This is a genomic window from Agilicoccus flavus, from assembly GCF_014857905.1.
GTDB lineage: Bacteria > Actinomycetota > Actinomycetes > Actinomycetales > Dermatophilaceae > Agilicoccus > Agilicoccus flavus.
The window spans coordinates 197,485-214,234 of the sequence record NZ_JACYXE010000002.1; the positions used below are offsets into that span (position 1 = coordinate 197,485).

11 protein-coding genes are annotated in these 16,750 nt (G+C 74.4%); 8 read left to right on the forward strand and 3 right to left on the reverse strand.

The annotated features are described in order from the left end of the window. Positions 1 to 6 precede the first annotated feature (6 nt). From ICW24_RS04395 to ICW24_RS04425, 7 genes are read left to right on the forward strand one after another with little or no spacing between them, the layout of a single operon-like run. A complete protein-coding gene (locus ICW24_RS04395) occupies positions 7 to 1,047 on the forward strand; it encodes an ABC transporter permease (RefSeq protein WP_226344499.1) in 1,041 nt (346 codons plus the stop codon). Beyond that, complete coding sequence (locus ICW24_RS04400) at positions 1,044 to 1,859, forward strand: ABC transporter permease (protein ID WP_226344500.1); 816 nt, start codon at positions 1,044 to 1,046, stop codon at positions 1,857 to 1,859. The genes ICW24_RS04395 and ICW24_RS04400 overlap by 4 nt, the downstream gene beginning before the upstream one ends. Continuing rightward, on the forward strand, positions 1,859 to 3,697 hold the full coding sequence (locus ICW24_RS04405; RefSeq protein ID WP_226344501.1) for an ABC transporter ATP-binding protein: 1,839 nt from the start codon (positions 1,859 to 1,861) through the stop codon (positions 3,695 to 3,697). Before ICW24_RS04400 ends, ICW24_RS04405 begins: the two co-directional genes overlap by 1 nt. Then, positions 3,694 to 4,830 carry a serine hydrolase domain-containing protein gene (locus ICW24_RS04410; protein ID WP_226344502.1) on the forward strand — a complete coding sequence of 379 codons (1,137 nt, stop codon included), beginning with the start codon at positions 3,694 to 3,696 and terminating at the stop codon, positions 4,828 to 4,830. Before ICW24_RS04405 ends, ICW24_RS04410 begins: the two co-directional genes overlap by 4 nt. Beyond that, positions 4,827 to 5,714 carry a beta-keto acid cleavage family enzyme gene (locus ICW24_RS04415; protein WP_226344503.1) on the forward strand — a complete coding sequence of 296 codons (888 nt, stop codon included), beginning with the start codon at positions 4,827 to 4,829 and terminating at the stop codon, positions 5,712 to 5,714. Before ICW24_RS04410 ends, ICW24_RS04415 begins: the two co-directional genes overlap by 4 nt. A gap of 8 nt (positions 5,715 to 5,722) precedes the next feature. Then, positions 5,723 to 6,730: a 3-hydroxyacyl-CoA dehydrogenase NAD-binding domain-containing protein gene (locus ICW24_RS04420; RefSeq protein WP_226344504.1), complete on the forward strand. Its 1,008-nt coding sequence runs from the start codon at positions 5,723 to 5,725 to the stop codon at positions 6,728 to 6,730. Then, complete coding sequence (locus ICW24_RS04425) at positions 6,727 to 7,176, forward strand: thioesterase family protein (protein WP_226344505.1); 450 nt, start codon at positions 6,727 to 6,729, stop codon at positions 7,174 to 7,176. Before ICW24_RS04420 ends, ICW24_RS04425 begins: the two co-directional genes overlap by 4 nt. A 57-nt stretch (positions 7,177 to 7,233) precedes the next feature. Here the strand turns inward: ICW24_RS04425 and ICW24_RS04430 are convergent, their stop codons facing one another. Beyond that, complete coding sequence (locus ICW24_RS04430) at positions 7,234 to 8,109, reverse strand: alpha/beta fold hydrolase (protein ID WP_226344506.1); 876 nt, start codon at positions 8,107 to 8,109, stop codon at positions 7,234 to 7,236. Positions 8,110 to 8,358: 249 nt separating this feature from the next. Between ICW24_RS04430 and metH the strand changes: the two genes are divergently transcribed. Then, positions 8,359 to 12,120, forward strand: coding sequence for a methionine synthase (gene metH, locus ICW24_RS04435; protein ID WP_226344507.1), 3,762 nt, complete (start codon positions 8,359 to 8,361; stop codon positions 12,118 to 12,120). A 109-nt stretch (positions 12,121 to 12,229) separates the two neighbouring features. Here the strand turns inward: metH and ICW24_RS04440 are convergent, their stop codons facing one another. Continuing rightward, entirely contained in the window at positions 12,230 to 15,739 is a 3,510-nt protein-coding gene (locus ICW24_RS04440; protein WP_226344508.1) for a DEAD/DEAH box helicase, read from the reverse strand. An 86-nt stretch (positions 15,740 to 15,825) separates the two neighbouring features. Continuing rightward, a complete protein-coding gene (locus ICW24_RS04445) occupies positions 15,826 to 16,611 on the reverse strand; it encodes a DUF4232 domain-containing protein (protein ID WP_226344509.1) in 786 nt (261 codons plus the stop codon). Positions 16,612 to 16,750 lie beyond the last annotated feature (139 nt).

Below are 16,750 nucleotides of genomic sequence, written 5' to 3' on the forward strand. Positions count from 1 at the left end.
GCCGTCATGACCGATACCTCCACCGACACCGCCGCCCTCGCGACGCTGCCCGGCCCGGGCGTGCGGCGGCGCCCGGCGACCGGGGCCTGGGCCCTGTGGATCGGTCGGCGCCTCCTGCTCGCCCTGCTCACGCTGTGGCTGTGCTCGCTCGTCGTCTTCCTCGCCACGAGCGCGCTCGGTGACCCGGTGCGCGCCGTCCTCGGCAAGGACTACGGCACGAGCCCCGAACGGGTCGCCGCGCTGCGCGAGCAACTCCACCTCGACGACCCCGTGCTGACCCGGTACTTCTCCTGGCTGGGGCACCTGATCACCGGCGACCCGGGCGTCTCCGTCGCGAGCGGCCTGCCCGTCGGCGAGCTCATCGGCCCCCGCGTCGCGAACTCGGCCGTGCTCGTCGTCGTCGCCGCGCTCGTCATGATCCCCGTCGCCATCGGGATCGCGATGCTCTCCGCGCACTACCGCGGGCGCCGGGCCGACGGGATCATCCAGGTCGTGCTGCTCACCCTGGCCGGGCTGCCCGAGTTCGTCATCGGGATCCTGCTCGTCGCGGTCTTCTCCACGACCGTGCTGCACGTGCTGCCGGCCGTGACCATCGCCGGCGGCGGGGCCCCGCCCTGGAGCACTCCGGTGTCGATGATCCTGCCGGTCGTCACGCTCGTCGTCGCCGTCGCGCCCTACGTCTCGCGGATCGTCCGCTCCAGCCTGCTCGAGGTGCTCGACTCGGACTACGTCGAGCTCGCGCGGCTCAAGGGGGTGCCCGAGTCGATCGTCATGCGCCGGCACGCGCTGCGGAACGCGATCGTGCCCGGCGTGCAGGTCATCGCCCTGCAGTTCGCGTGGCTCGCGGGCGGCATCGTCATCGTCGAGTACCTCTTCTCCTACCCGGGGGTCGGGGCGAGCCTCGTGGACTCGGTCCGCAACAGCGACTTCCCGATGGTCCAGGCGCTCGCCATGGTCCTCGCGGCGGTCTACGTCGCGGTGAATCTCGTGGCCGACGTCGTCTCGATCCTGCTCACCCCCCGCGCGAGGACGGCGATCGCGTCATGACCGCCCTGCTGCCCTACCTGCGCTCCCGCCGCTTCGTCGTCGGCCTCGTCGTCACCCTCGCGGTCGCCCTGCTCGCCGTGACCGGGCCCTCGTTCGCCCCCCACGGGCAGAACGACATCGTCGGCCGCCCCTTCACGACCGACGGGGCGTTCGGCACCGACTACCTCGGCCAGGACGTCCTGAGTCGCGTCCTCGCCGGCGGCCGCTCGATCCTGCTCGTCTCCCTGCTCGCGACGATCCTCGGGATGGTGCTCGGCGTCCTCATCGGCGTCGTCGCCGCCTACGCGGGCGGCTGGATCGACGAGGCCCTCATGCGCCTCAACGACGTGGTCCTCGCGTTCCCGCAGATCCTCCTCGCGCTGCTCGTGCTCACGGCGATCAGCGAACCGGCCTGGTGGGTCATCGTCCTGCTCGTCGGGTTCTCCCACGCCCCGCGGGTGGCCCGGGTGGCCCGGGGCGTCGCCCTCGGCATCGTCCCGCGCGACTTCGTCACCGCCGCCGAGGCCCTGGGCGAGTCCCGCGCCCGGGTCCTGCTCGCCGAGGTGCTGCCCAACATGACCGCCCCGCTGCTCGCCGAGGCCGGCCTGCGGCTCACCTACTCGATCGGCATGGTCGCGGGCATCGGGTTCCTCGGGTTCGCGACCAACCCGGGCGCCGCCGACTGGGGGCAGATGATCAACGAGAACCGGCTCGCCCTCCTCGTCCAACCGTGGGCCGTCGTGCTGCCCGTCCTCGTCATCGGAGTGTTCACCATCGGCACCAACCTGCTCGCCGACGGCGTCGCCCAGGTCGCCGGGAAGGGAGGGCAGTGATGCCCGCCACCGCCGCCGAGGGCGCGCCCTCAGATGACCAGCACGGCCCCGACCGGCCCGGCTCCCACGGCGCCGGGACCGGGGCCCGCGTCACCGACCTGCGGGTCGCCCTCACCGGGAGCGGCATCGACGTCGTCGACGACATCGACCTCGTCCTCGAACCGGGCGAGATCGTCGGCCTCGTGGGGGAGTCCGGCTCGGGAAAGACCACCGTCGGGACCGCCCTGCTCGCGTACTCCCGTGCGGGGGCGCGCATCACGCAGGGCGCGGTCGACATCGACGGCCATGACCTGCTCCGCCTCGACCTCGGCGCCGTCCGCGCCATGCGGGGACGCCGGGTGGCCTACGTCCCGCAGGACCCCGGAGCCGCTCTCAACCCGGCGATCCGCATCGGCCGCCAGATGGTCGAGCTGCTCGAGCTCGCGAAGGAGGGCAGCGCCGCCGACCGGCTCGCCCGCGCCCGCGCCGGACTCGCCGAGGTGGGCCTGCCGGGCGACGAGGAGTTCCTCGCCCGGTACCCGCACCAGCTCTCGGGCGGGCAGGTGCAACGGGTCGCGCTCGCGATGGCCTTCCTGCCCCGCCCCAAGGTCCTCGTCCTCGACGAGCCGACGACCGGGCTCGACGTGACGACGCAGAACCTGGTCCTGCGTACGGTCAAGGACCTGTGCGCGGCCCACGACGTCGCCGCCCTCTACGTCACCCACGACCTCGCCGTCGTCGCGAACCTCGCCGACCGCGTCGCCGTCATGTACGCGGGCCGCATCGCCGAGATCGGGCCGCGCGAGGAGATCTTCGCCCGCCCGGCCCACCCCTACACGCGGGCCCTGCTGGACGCGATTCCGCACCTGTCGTCGGCGCGGGCCCTCGCCGGCATCCCCGGGAGCACGCCCGGGCCGGGGCGGCGCCCGCAGGGCTGCCGCTTCCACGACCGCTGCGCCTACGCGACGGACGAGTGCGCTCGCGTGGACCCGCCACCCGAGACGGTCGGCCCCGCCCACGTCGTGCGGTGCCTGCACCACGCGGAGCTCCCGCCGTGGAGCATCGACACCGGCGACATCGCCGACACGGCCCCGAGCGCACAGCGCGACGTCGTGCTGCGCGTCGAGCACCTCGACGTCTTCTACGGCCGCACGCAGGTCGTCTTCGACGTGAACGTCGACCTCGCCCGGGCCGAGGTCCTCGCGTTCGTCGGCGAGTCGGGCTCGGGCAAGACCACGACCGCCCGGGCCATCGGCGGGCTGAGCCGCCAGTGGACGGGCCGGGTGGAGCTGGGCGGGCACGAGCTCGCCCGCGGCGCCCGCGGGCGCAGCGCCGCGGACCGCAAGCGGATCCAGTACATCTTCCAGAACCCCTACCTGTCCCTGAACCCGCGCCTGACCATCGAGCAGATCGTCACCCGCCCGATGGAGCTGTTCGGGATCGCGAAGGGGAAGGCGGCGACCGACCGCGCGGTGGAGCTCCTCGACGCCGTGGCCCTCGGTCCGACCGTCCTGACATACCGGACGAACCGACTCTCGGGGGGCGAACGTCAGCGCGTCGCCATCGCGCGGGCCCTCGCCGCGGAACCCGACGTCCTCGTGTGCGACGAGATCACCTCCGCCCTCGACGTCTCCGTCCAGGGGTCGATCGTCGCGCTGCTCGACCGGCTCAAGAGGGAGCGCGGCATCAGCATGCTCTTCGTCACGCACAACCTCGCGCTCGTGCGGTCCATCGCCGACCGGGTCCAGGTGCTGCAGCGCGGCAGGGTCGTGGAGCAGGGCTTCGTCGTCGAGGTCATGGAGAACCCGCAGGAGGACTACACGAAGACGCTGCTCGCGAACACCCCGACGCTGCGGTGAGCTCCCTGATCGCGCAGGTGCGACTCGTCGACCCTGCTCCGGCGCGGTCCGTCCCGGTCCCGGCCACCGACCCCCGCCCGCTGCCCGACGCGACCGGGCGGGGCCGGGACCCGCTCGAGCGACTCACGCTCGCCGGGGGCGGGCGGACCTGGACCCTGCCCGAGGTGCTCGACGAGCTCGCCTGGAGCGCGCTCGTCGTCGTGCGGGACGGCGCCCTCGTCCACGAGGCGTACGCGGACGACGTGGCCGCGGACACCCGTCTGCTCGGAGCGTCCGCGACGAAGTCGGCGCTCGCCCACCTGGTCGGGCGGGCCGTCGTCGCGGGCGAGCTCGACCTCGACGCCGCCGCGGAGGTCCTCGCTCCGGAGCTGCGCGGGACCGGATACGCCGACGTGCCGGTCCGCGACCTGCTCCGCATGACGAGCGGGACCGACTGGGTCGAGGACCACCGGGACCCGGCCGGGCCGGCGTCCCGGCTCGTGTCGGCGGCCCTGACGGGGGTCGGGTCGGTGCGGGACCCGGCGACCCGGGTCGGGCGGGGCGCCGCGCCGGGGACCCGATGGCGGTACTCGAGCGCCGACTCCCAGGTGCTCGACCTCGTGCGGGAACGCGCCACCGGGCGCAGCTTCGCGGCCGACCTCACCCGGCTCTGGGCCGATCTGGGGTGCGAGCACGACGCGCTCGTCCTCGTCGACGGCGACGGTGTCGCGTTCGCCGGGGGCGGCCTCGCGGCGACGGCGCGCGACTGGGCCCGGCTCGGCCTCCTCCAGCTCGACGGGCGCGGCACGGCGTCGCGCCCGCTGCTCGACGCGGCGTGGCTCGGGACGACGTCGCGCCCCGCGCTGCCGTTCACCCGACCCGGGCGGCTGCCGAGCACGATCAGCACCCACGTCGGGTTCGGCGGGCACTGGTGGCCCCTCGACGACGCGGGGCGGCGGGTCGCCGCCGACGGCAGCCGCGGCCAGTTCGTCGCGGTCGACGCGCCCTCCCGCACGGTCGTGGCGTGGCTGTGTCGGTGGGCCTACGACGACGCCTGGCACGACCGGGCGTGCCGCGACCTCGCCTACCTCGCCCTGGCCGCCGTCCTCGACGCCGGGGCCGGCCCGACCCACGACCGAGAGGATCCTCCATGAACCGCAAGGTCATCATCACGTGCGCCCTGACCGGCGCCGGCGACACGACCGCGAAGTCCGAGCACGTGCCCGTCACCCCCGCGCAGATCGCCGAGGCGGGGATCGAGGCGGCGCGCGCGGGGGCCGCGATCGTCCACGTCCACGTGCGCGATCCGCGGACGGGGCAGGGCAGCCGCGACGTCGCGCTGTACCGCGAGACCGTTGAACGCCTCCGCGGGTCCGGCGTCGACGTCGTCATCAACACGACCGCGGGGATGGGAGGGGACCTGTACGTGGATCCCGACGACCCGGGCGGCGGGCCGGGGGAGGGGACCGACCTCGTCAGCGGTCTCGAGCGCCTGGCCCACGTCGAGGAGCTCCGGCCCGACATCTGCACCCTCGACTGCGGGTCGCTCAACTTCGGGGAGGGGAGCCTGCTCTACGTGTCGACGCCCGACATCCTGCGCCAGGGCGCCCGCCGCATCCAGGAGCTCGGCGTGCGCGTCGAGATGGAGATCTTCGACACCGGGCACCTCTGGTTCGCGAACACGCTCGTCGCCGAGGGCCTCGTCGACGCCCCCGCCATGTACCAGCTCTGCATGGGCATCCCCTACGGCGCGCCGGCGGACCCCGGGCTGCTCATGCGGATGGTCGAGCAGGTGCCCGACGGGGCGGTGTGGGCGTCGTTCGCGCTCGGGCGGATGCAGATGCCCTGGGTCGCGCAGTCGGTGCTCCTCGGCGGGCACGTGCGCGTCGGGCTCGAGGACAACCTCTACCTCGGCAAGGGCAACACGGTCACCAACGCCCGGCTCGTCGAGAACGCGCGGACCATCGTCGAGGCGATGGGCGCGAGCGTGGCGACCCCCGACGAGGCGCGCGAGATCCTCGCGCTGCGGCCGCGGTGAGCCGGCGGGTGAGCCCGGCCGACGTGCGCACCGTCGCGTGCGTCGGGGCGGGCGTCATCGGCGGTGGCTGGACCGCGTACTACCTGGCCCGGGGGTACGACGTCCGGGCCCACGACCCCGCGCCCGACGCCGAGCAGCGCCTGTCCGCGCTCGTCGACGCGGCGTGGCCGGCCCTGCAGGAGGTGGGCCTGGCGCCCGGCGCGAGCCGGGACCGCCTGACGATGTGCGACCGGCTCGAGGACGCGGTCGCCGGCGCCGACGTCGTGCAGGAGAGCGCGCCCGAGGTGCTCGACCTCAAGCGCGCCCTGCTCGCCGCGATCGACGCCGCCGCCGGACCGCACGTCGTCGTCGCGTCCTCGACCTCGGGGTACGGGATGAGCGAGATGGACACCGGCGTCGTCCATCCGGAGCGCTTCGTCGTCGGGCACCCCTTCAATCCCCCGTACCTCATCCCGCTCGTCGAGGTCGCGGGCAGCCCGCGCACCGATCCCGACGTCGTCGCCTGGGTCGGCGAGTTCTACTCGCGGGCGGGCAAGTCCGTCCTCGTCCTCGACGCCGAGGTGCCGGGCTTCGTCGCCAACCGGCTGCAGGAGGCCCTGTGGCGGGAGGCGCTGCACATGGTCGCCAACGGCGAGGCGAGCGTCGAGCAGATCGACGCCGCCGTCGTGCAGGGGCCGGGGCTGCGGTGGGCGTTCCACGGGCCGATGCTCACGTTCCACCTCGCCGGCGGGCCCGGGGGCATGGCCCACATGCTCGACCACTTCGGCCCGTCGCTGCTCTCGCCGTGGACGCGGCTGGAGGCCCCGGAGCTGACCCCGCGGTTGCGGGACGAGGTCGTGGCCGGGTGCGACCGAGAGGCGGGCGGCCGCAGCGTCGCCGACCTCGTCGCCGAGCGGGACGCCTCCCTCATCGCGGTCCTGCGGGCCACGGGGCGCCTGCCGGCGGGGTCGACGCACCCGGACGCCCCGGCGGATCGCCCGGAGCGCGCGTCCGGGTGGGCGGGTGAGGACACGTGAGCGCCGTCGTCGAGTGGACCGAGGACGTGCGCCCGGAGTGGATCGACTACAACGGCCACGTGTCCGAGCCGTACTACGTCCTCGTCTTCGGGCACGCGACCGACGAGGTCATGCGGCGCATCGGCCTGCCGCCCGAGGACGTGGTCGCCACCGGGGCCTCGCTGTACACGGTGGAGGCCCACGTCCGCTACCTCGACCAGGTCCCGCCCGGGGCCACCCTTCACGTGCGCAGCAGCATCATCGGGTGCGGCGCCAAGACCCTGTGGCTGTGGCACGAGATGTGGGTGCAGGGGCGGCTGCGGGCCACCGAGGAGATCCTCGGCCTCCACGTCGTCACCGACGCCGGGACCCGGGCGAGGGCGTTCCCTCCCGCCGTCGTGGCCCGGATCGAGCCCCTGACCGTGAGCCCGCCCGACGAGGCGGGCCGCCGGATCCGGGTGCGCTGAGGGGACGGACAGGCGGATGGCCGGCGGCGCGCGTGCGCCGCCGGCCATCGCCGCCGGTCAGGCGTCGCGCGCGGCGCCGAGCACGATCTGGGCGATGCGGTCGGCGTGCGAGTAGAGCGGGAACGTGCCCGCGTCGAGCACGGTCACGTCCACCCCGGGAAGCTCGTCGGCGAGCGTGTCGACGTCGGTGCCGCCGGGGTGGTCGAAACTGGTCTCGCCGACGACGACGTGCACGGGGACGGGGATGCGCCCGTAGGTCGCCCGCAGCGGGACGTACGGGCCCTGCGTGGGCAGGGAGAAGGCGGTGACGAGGACGTCGGTCGTGGGGCGGTAGATCCACCCGCCCTCCGTCTCGCGCACCCCGAACGCGATCTCGGGGCGCAGGTCGCGGTCGACGTCGAGGAGCCAGTCCCGGGTCGCTCGTTCCGTGATCGCGTCGATGAGCTCCTCCCGTTCCTGCGGCGTCCGCGCCACCGTGTCGAGCCCGAGCCGCTCGGTCATCTGGGGCCCGAAGTCCTCGTCGATGGGGTTCTCGTGATTGAGCTCGTGCGGTTCGGCGACGGCCGGGAAGAGGCCGTTGACGAGGACGAGCGCACGGAACGCGTCGGGCCGGGCGATCGCCGCGGCGGCGGCCGCGGCGTTGGTCGCGCTCTGGGTGAGCAGCACGGGCCGGTCCAACCCCAGGGCCTGTGCGACGCGGCCGAAGTCGTCGGGGTCGGCCGAGCCGACGACGGGCTCGGCGGTGCTGCCCGCGTGCCCGCGCAGGGCGAGCGCGACGAGGCGCGCGCGGCCCCGCAGGGCGTCGGCGAGGCCCGACAACTGGAGGGGGCCGAAGCCCGGGTAGTGGGTCGCGAGCACGGCCGGGCCGTCCCCGCCGAAGTCGATCCCGGAGAGTTCTCCGCCGTCGTCCGTGCGGACACCGAATTCACGCATTCCACCATCATCGCAGCTCAGGACCCCATATGTGGGACACACGTGACCCGTCACACATCGAGCTCGGCCGGCGGCCTCCCGCGGGCCGGGGCCACGCCCTCCGGCCGCGACGCCCCGCTCGTGCTCGCCGGGGCCCGCCGACGCACGCCGACGCACGCCGGGTCCCGCCGGGGGCCGCACGAGGTCCACAGGGAGCGCCCGGCGTCCGGCGATACAGTCGTGCTGCCCGCGACCCGAAGGGATCCACCTGTGAGCAGCCGCTCCGACGCCCCCACGACCGACCTCCGCCCCGACGCCACCGACACCCTGCGGGCGGCGTTCGCCACCCGCATCCACGTCTTCGACGGCGCGATGGGCACGTCGATCCAGCACCACCAGCTCGACGAGTCCGACTACCGCGGGGAGCGGTTCGCCGACTGGGAGCGCGACCTCAAGGGCAACAACGACCTCCTCTCGTTGACCGCGCCGGAGCTCATCCGGGGCATCCACGACGAGTTCCTCGACGCCGGGGCCGACTTCGTCGAGACGAACACGTTCAACGCCCAGCGGATCTCCCTCGCCGACTACGGCATGGAGGAGCTGGCGTACGAGTTCAACGTGACGTCGGCGCGGATCGCGCGGCAGGCCTGCGACGCGCACGAGGCCGCCGACGGCCGCCCCCGGTACGTGCTCGGCGCCCTCGGCCCGACGAACCGCACGGCCTCGATCAGCCCCGACGTCAACGACCCGGGGGCCCGCAACGTCGCCTTCGCCGAGCTCGTCGAGGCCTACCTCGAGCAGGCGAACGGCCTCGTGGACGGCGGCGCCGACGTGCTGCTCGTCGAGACGATCTTCGACACCCTCAACGCCAAGGCCGCGATCTTCGCCCTCGAGACCCTCTTCGAGGAGCGGGGCCGGCGCTGGCCGGTCGTCGTCTCCGGCACCATCACCGACGCGTCGGGCCGCACCCTGTCGGGGCAGACGACGGAGGCGTTCTGGAACAGCGTCCGGCACGCCCGGCCCCTGGCGATCGGCCTCAACTGCGCGCTCGGCGCGGAGGAGATGCGGCCGTACGTGGCCGAGCTGGCCCGCGTGGCCGACTGCTTCGTCTCGTGCTACCCGAACGCGGGGCTGCCGAACGCGTTCGGCGAGTACGACGAGTCGCCCGAGTCGATGGCCGCCGTCGTCGGGTCGTTCGCCAAGGACGGCCTGGTCAACGCCGTGGGCGGGTGCTGCGGCACGACGCCCGAGCACGTGCGCGCCATCGCCGAGGCCGTCGAGGGGCTCGCCCCGCGCGAGCCGGCGGCGGCGGCACCGGCGCTGCGCCTGTCGGGGCTGGAGGCGTTCACGGTCACGCCCGACTCGCTGTTCGTCAACGTCGGGGAGCGCACGAACATCACCGGGTCGGCCCGCTTCCGCCGCCTCATCAAGGAGGGCGACTACGGCACCGCGCTCGACGTCGCCCGCCAGCAGGTCGAGAACGGCGCGCAGGTCATCGACATCAACATGGACGAGGGGATGATCGACGGCGTCGAGGCGATGGACCGCTTCTGCAAGCTCGTCGCCTCCGAGCCGGACATCTCGCGGGTCCCGGTCATGGTCGACTCGAGCAAGTGGGAGGTCATCGAGGCAGGTCTGCGGTGCATCCAGGGCAAGTCGATCGTCAACTCGATCTCGATGAAGGAGGGCAAGGAGCCCTTCGTGGAGCGGGCCCGCCTGTGCCGCAAGTACGGTGCGGCGATCGTCGTCATGGCGTTCGACGAGGACGGGCAGGCCGACGACCTGGCGCGCCGCATCGCGATCTGCGGGGAGGCGTACCGGATCCTCGCCGACGAGGTCGGCTTCCCGACGCAGGACATCATCTTCGACCCGAACATCTTCGCCATCGCGACGGGCATCGACGAGCACCGCAACTACGGCGTCGACTTCATCGAGGCCACCCGCTGGATCAAGGAGAACCTGCCGGGTGCGCTCGTCTCGGGCGGGGTCTCGAACGTCTCGTTCTCGTTCCGGGGCAACAACCCGGTCCGCGAGGCCATCCACGCCGTGTTCCTCTACCACGCGATCCGCGCGGGGATGGACATGGGCATCGTCAACGCCGGCGCGCTCGTCGTCTACGACGAGATCGATCCGCGCCTGCGGGAACGGATCGAGGACGTCGTCCTCAACCGCCGGGAGGACGCCACCGAGCGCCTCCTCGAGATCGCCGGCGAGTTCGCCGGGACGGGCGAGCAGGCGGAGGTGGCGGCGCAGGAGTGGCGGTCGCTGCCCGTGCGGGAGCGGATCACGCACGCGCTCGTCAAGGGCATCGACGCCCACATCGTCGACGACACCGAGGAGATGCGGGCCGAGCTCGCGAGCGAGGGCCGGCGCCCCCTCGACGTCATCGAGGGCCCGCTCATGGACGGCATGGGCGTGGTCGGCGACCTCTTCGGCGCGGGAAAGATGTTCCTGCCGCAGGTGGTCAAGTCGGCGCGGGTCATGAAGAAGGCCGTGGCGCACCTGATCCCCTACATCGAGGCCGAGAAGAAGCCGGGCGACGCCGCCCGGGCGAAGGGCAAGATCGTCATGGCGACGGTCAAGGGCGACGTCCACGACATCGGCAAGAACATCGTCGGGGTCGTCCTGCAGTGCAACAACTACGACGTCGTCGACCTCGGCGTCATGGTGCCGGCGAGCAAGATCCTCGACGCCGCCAAGGAGGAGAACGCCGACCTCATCGGGCTCTCCGGCCTCATCACCCCCTCGCTCGACGAGATGGTGAACTTCGCCGCCGAGATGGAACGCCTCGGGCTCGAGATCCCGCTGCTGCTCGGCGGCGCGACGACGTCCCGGGCGCACACGGCCGTCAAGGTCGACCCGAAGTACTCCGGCCCCGTCGTCTGGGTCAAGGACGCGAGCCGGTCGGTGCAGACGGCGTCCGCGCTGCTGTCCGACTCGCGCCGCGAGCAGTTCATGGCCGACGTGCAGGAGGACTTCGACGCGCTGCGCCGCCGGCACGCGGCCAAGTCGAACGAGCGGCCGCTGATCCGGTACACGCAGGCGCTGGCCGACCGCACCCCGATCGAGTGGGCGGACTACACGCCCCCGAAGCCGGCGATGCTCGCCGGCGGCGCGCCCGACGGGTGGACGCGCACGTTCGAGGAGTACCCGCTGGCCGAGCTGCGCGAGTACATTGACTGGCAGCCGTTCTTCAACGCGTGGGAGATGAAGGGTCGCTTCCCCGACATCCTCAACAACCCCGCCACCGGCGAAGCCGCCACGAGGCTGTGGGAGGACGCCCAGGCGATGCTCGATCGCGTCGTCGACGAGGGCTGGCTCACCGCCAACGGGGTCATCGGCTTCTTCCCGGCGACGGCCGTGGGCGACAGCATCGAGCTGTACCGCGACGAGGACCGGGCGCAGGTCGCGACGACGCTGCACCACCTGCGCCAGCAGGGTCAACACCGGGCGGGCGTGCCGAGCCGGTCGCTGGCCGACTACGTCGCCCCGAAGGACGCCGGGAAGGACGACTGGGTCGGCGGGTTCGCCGTCACCGCGGGGCTCGGGGCCGGCGACCGGATCGCCGCGTTCAAGGCGGAGCTCGACGACTACAGCGGCATCCTGCTCGAGTCGCTCGCCGACCGCCTCGCGGAGGCGTTCGCGGAGCGGCTGCACGAGCGGGTCCGGCGCGAGTTCTGGGGTTACGCCCCCGACGAGCAGCTCGAGGCCGACGCCCTCATCGCGGAGAAGTACCGCGGCATCCGCCCCGCCCCCGGGTACCCGGCCTGCCCCGACCACACCGAGAAGGAGACGCTGTTCGACCTCCTCGACGTGACCGAGCGGACCGGGATCGAGCTCACCGAGTCGATGGCGATGTGGCCCGGCGCCGCGGTGTCGGGGTGGTACTTCTCGCACCCCGACAGCCAGTACTTCGTCGTCGGCCGGGTCGGCCAGGACCAGGTCGAGGACTACGCCAAGCGCAAGAACTGGTCGATGGCCGAGGCCGAGAAGTGGCTCTCGCCCAACCTCGGCTACGAGCCGGAGGACTGAGCCGCCGGGCCCGGTGACCCCGGGCCCGGCGCGCCGGCGCTCGCCACGCCGGCGCTCGCCACGCCGGCGCTCGCCACGCACGGGGCGATGCGGGCTCCCGGCCCGCGCGTCACGGTGCGAGCAGGGCCCGGATGTCGTCGGGCGACAGGGGCGCGGCGACGTCCGTGGCGTCGCCGACGACCTGGTCGAAGAGGTCGCGCTTGCGCTGCTGCATCGCGACGACCTTGTCCTCGATGGTCGCGTCGGCGACGAGGCGGTAGACCATGACGTGCTTGTCCTGGCCGATGCGATGGGCGCGGTCGATGGCCTGGTCCTCGGCGGCCGGGTTCCACCACGGGTCGAGGATGAAGACGTAGTCGGCCTCGGTGAGGGTCAGGCCGGTGCCGCCCGCCTTGAGGCTGATGCAGAAGACCGGGTCGTCGCCGGTGCGGAACGTCTCGATCCGCTTCGCCCGGTCCCGGGTGCGGCCGTCGAGGTAGACGTGCCCGATCCCCTCGGCGGTGAGCCGCTCGCGCACCATGCCGAGGAACCGCGTGAACTGGCTGAAGACGAGCGCGCGGTGGCCGCCGGCGACGACGTCCTCGAGCAGCTCCATGAGGACGTCGATCTTCGTGCCCGCGGCGGGCGCGCCGGTGTCGAAGGGTGCGGCGGAGGCGTCGACGAGCCCGGGTGCGAGCGCGAGGAGCCGCAGCGTCGTCAGGGACCGGAAGATGACGAGCCGGTTCTTCTCGAACCCGCCGGAGTCGAGCAGGTCGAGCACCTTCTGCCGCTCGCGGTGCAGCACGCGGTCGTAGACGCGGCGGTGCGCGGGGGAGAGGTCCACCGAGACGACCTGCACCTGCTTGGGGGGCAGGTCGGCGGCGACGGCCTCCTTGGTGCGCCGCAGCACGAGCGGCCGCAGGTGCCGGTGCAGCCGCTCGAGCTTGGCCGGGTCGGTGCCCTCCTCGATGGGACGGCGGTAGACGTCGGCGAAGGTCTCGGGGTCGGGGAACAGGCCCGGGGCGGCGATCGACAGCAGCGACCACAGGTCCATGAGGCTGTTCTCGAGCGGCGTGCCGGTGACGACGAACCGCCGCGGCGCGCCGATGCGCCGGATCGCGTGGTACGTCTTGCTGCGGTGGTTCTTCACGGCCTGCGCCTCGTCGAGGACGACCCCCGACCAGCGCAGTTCCGCGAACTCCGGGCCGTCGAGCCGGGCGATGGCGTACGTCGTCAGCACGAGGCGGGCGCCGCCCACCGCCTGCGCGAGGGGCGTCTTCCGGCGGCGCGTCGTCGAGGTGATCGCCGCCACCGGGAGGTCGGGGGCGAACGCGGCGGCCTGTTCCTCCCAGGCACCGACGACGCTCGTGGGCGCGACGACGAGCAGCGGCGCCCCGTCGAGGTCGCCCCGCTGCGCGGCGCGCACCGCGACCGCGAGGACCTGGAGGGTCTTGCCCAGCCCCATGTCGTCGGCGAGGACCCCGCCGAGACCGGCGTCCCAGAGCAGCGACAACCACCGGAAGCCGTCGAGCTGGTAGGGCCGCAGCGTGGCCCGCAGCGACTCCGGCGGCGGGGACTGCGCGGCCGCGGCGGCGCCGGGGCCCGCCTCGAGCAGGGCCCCGACCGATCGCACCCACGCCGCGGACTCCTCCACGACGACGCCGATGGCCGTGAGGTCCTCCCAGAGGCCGGCGTGCACGGGCCGCACCGACAGGGTCGAGCCCTGGTGGTCGGACAGGTGCCGGGACTCCTCGATGAGTTCCCGGAGCCGGTGCAGGGCGGGGGAGGCGAGGGAGAAGTAGCGGCCCGAGTCGAGCAGCATCCGCGGCTGCCCCTTCGCGAGCGCCGTGAACAGCGCCTGGAACGGGACCCGCTCGCCGTCGACCTCGACGGACACGTCGAGGTCGAACCAGTCGGTCCGCTCCGAGCGCAGCCCAGGGCCCGCGTCGCGCACGGCGAGGCGGATCTGGGGCTCCTGTTCGGCCTCGCGGTAGTCGAGGGGGTCACCGACGACGGTGACCCGGACGTCGTCCCGCCGCGCGAGCGCCGGCAGCAGCTCGTTCGCGACGGCGATGGTGTCCTCACCGGAGAACCGCTGCACCGGCACGAGCGCCCGCCGCGGGCCCACCGGCGTCGTCAGCCCGTCCGGGGAGTCGGGGGTGGGCAACGCGTCGACGATCCGCTGCTCGGCGGCGACGTCGCGGGCCACGTCGTCGGGGCCCGCGCCGGCGGGGCGCGCCCGCGGCGGGACGACGGGCACGTCGTAGACGTGTTCGCCCACGACGTACCGGAACCCCCAGCGCAGGAGCACCTGGTGACCCTCCTCGAAGCGGGCCTCGAGGGTGAGCACGGGGGGTTCGGGGGCCGGCAGGTCGAGGTCGTGCTCGAGCAGGACCGTGCCCGCCCGCAGTTGCGGGTAGTAGGCGGCGGTGAAGCGGTCGACGTCGCCGGCCGGGACGTGCACCGTCTCGGGGCCGAGGACGAGCCCCTCCTCGACCGGGCGCAGCCGGGCGTCGAGCCCGGCGACGACGAGGTCGACCCCCGCGCCGTCGCCCCCCGCCCGCGCGGCCCCGTGGTGCGTCCCGGCGGACCCCGACCCGAGGAACGCGACCCCGTGCGGCGGGGAGCCGCACCACATGACGTCGCGGGCCGGCCGTGACACCCCGTCGAGGAGCACGCGGGGGGCCAGGGACAGCCCGCCGTCGGGCGCCCGCCGCACGTCGATCCCGAACCGGGCCTCGTCCGGGGCCAGCCGGACCGCGGTCACGCTCCGGTCGGCGGGAACGAACTCGACCCCCACTCCGGCGGCCTCGGCGAGCAGCGCCCACACGGCGGGGCCGAGGCCGTCGACCTCGAGGTGGTCGGGCGCGCGCACGTAGGCGTAGCGGTTGACCGGGCGCAGGGCGGCGAGGCGGCGCAGCACCTCGAGGTGGGCGGCGTCGGCGCGGCCGGGGAGGAGCCGGTCGAGGTCCTCCCAAGCGGCGCCGGTGCGGCCCCACCGGCCGGTGCGGGTCCGCCGCAGCGGGCGCAGGCGCAGGCGCGGCTCCCGCGACGGCGGCCGCGCGCCCCACCGGTCGGCGGCGGGCGGGACGCCGAGCGAGAAGCCGAGCGCGAGCGGCTCGCCCACGTCGGCCGAGCCGGGGTGCGGGCCGGTGGGGGCCTGCAGCGCGTGCCGGAGCAGGGCCTCCCAGGCCGGCACGTCCGAGGTCCCGTCCGGGTCGGTCGTCGTGGCGTCCGCCGTCGCGGGGTGGCGGGCCAGAACGGGACCGTCGGCCCCCGTCGAGGTCGCCGCGCCGTCCGCCGTCAGCCCGGCCAGGGCCCGGGCGCGCAGCACGACGGCGACGACGTGCTTGCAGTCGGACCGCATCGGGCAGGAACACCGGCTGCTCAGGCCCGCCCGCGCCCCGCCGCCCCGGTTCGCGGGCGCTCCCGCGAGCACGAGCGTCTGGTAGGGGAGGGCATCGCCGCCCGCGACCCGGGCCGTGACGAGGCGGCCGTGGTCGCCGGTCTCGAGGGCGCCGACCCGCCCCGCCCGCGCGTACGCCCGGCCGCGCTCGAACGTCGCCTCGCCGAAGCGGCGCAGCAGCGCCGCGTCGTCCAACGACGCGAGCCAGGCGGCGTCGAGCAGGGGCGGCACCATGCCCTGCACGATAGGGGCCGCCACCGACAGTGACGACGCGCCGGGTCATCGAGGTCGAGACCCGGCGCGGAGCCTGCAGGGCCGGGTCAGCCGACCCGGGCGCGCCAGGGACCGACCTCGACGATGGCGCCGTCGACGACGTCGAACGGGGCAGGGGCGCGGTCGAGGGGCACGTCGGCCGTCGCGGGCGACGAGGTGAGTCGGAGGACGAGCCGCTGCGGGGTCTGCTGGTCGGCCGCGGTGCGGTAGCCGCGCCACCACATCGTGAACGCCGCCCCCTCGCCGGGGTCGAGACCCACGGGGCGGGCCGTCTCCGGGGCGCCGGAAGGCTCGAGGCGGCCGGGGTCGTCGGTGCGCTGCACCGTGAGGGCGAGGGGCCCGCCCTGTTCGAGCCGCACCTCCGGGTAGCCGGACAGGCTGCAGCGCCGACCGGAGCTGTTCGTCGCGACCACCCTCGTCCACGTATTGCCGACGGCGGCGTCCCACCCGTCGTTCGTCAGGCGGAGGTCGTCGAGCGTGCAGGTGCCCGCGCCGCCGGCGGGGGCGGGCGTCGCCCGGGTCGCCGGGGGAGGTGGCGGCGGGGCGGCGGCGGTCGGCACCGGGTCCGGCGTCGCGCGGAGCTGCGGCGGCGCGGACCACCTCGGGGCCGGCGGCGCGGCGAGGAGGATCGCCAGGGCCGTGCCGAGCAGACCCGCCCCGACGATCCCGGCCGCGATCCACCGGGACCGCGCTCGCCGCCGTTCTGCTCCCGGCCGCGCGTCCTGGCGCGGCCCGATCGGATCGGGCCCGCCGATGACGGGCAGCTCGGCGACCCCCGGCCGCCGGAGCGGCTCGCGCGCGTCGTCCGACGTCCGCGTCCGACCTCGATCCACGTCGGTGCCCCTTCCCCCCGCCGACCGCGACCCCCGCGCCGGTCCTGCGGATGGTCCCGGACGGACCCGTGAGCCCCCTGAGGGCCCGGTGCGCGGGCGCTGGGCACCGCGCGTGGCGAGGGTGGCCCTGGTCAGGGCG

Excerpts from the sequence above, each read along its gene's own strand:
- ICW24_RS04395 (WP_226344499.1), top strand. The coding sequence starts at position 7 with ATGACCGATACCTCCACCGACACCGCCGCCCTCGCGACGCTGCCCGGC.
- ICW24_RS04400 (WP_226344500.1), top strand. The coding sequence starts at position 1,044 with ATGACCGCCCTGCTGCCCTACCTGCGCTCCCGCCGCTTCGTCGTCGGC.
- ICW24_RS04405 (WP_226344501.1), top strand. The coding sequence starts at position 1,859 with ATGCCCGCCACCGCCGCCGAGGGCGCGCCCTCAGATGACCAGCACGGC.
- ICW24_RS04415 (WP_226344503.1), top strand. The coding sequence starts at position 4,827 with ATGAACCGCAAGGTCATCATCACGTGCGCCCTGACCGGCGCCGGCGAC.
- ICW24_RS04430 (WP_226344506.1), bottom strand. The coding sequence starts at position 8,109 with ATGCGTGAATTCGGTGTCCGCACGGACGACGGCGGAGAACTCTCCGGG.
- ICW24_RS04440 (WP_226344508.1), bottom strand. The coding sequence starts at position 15,739 with ATGGTGCCGCCCCTGCTCGACGCCGCCTGGCTCGCGTCGTTGGACGAC.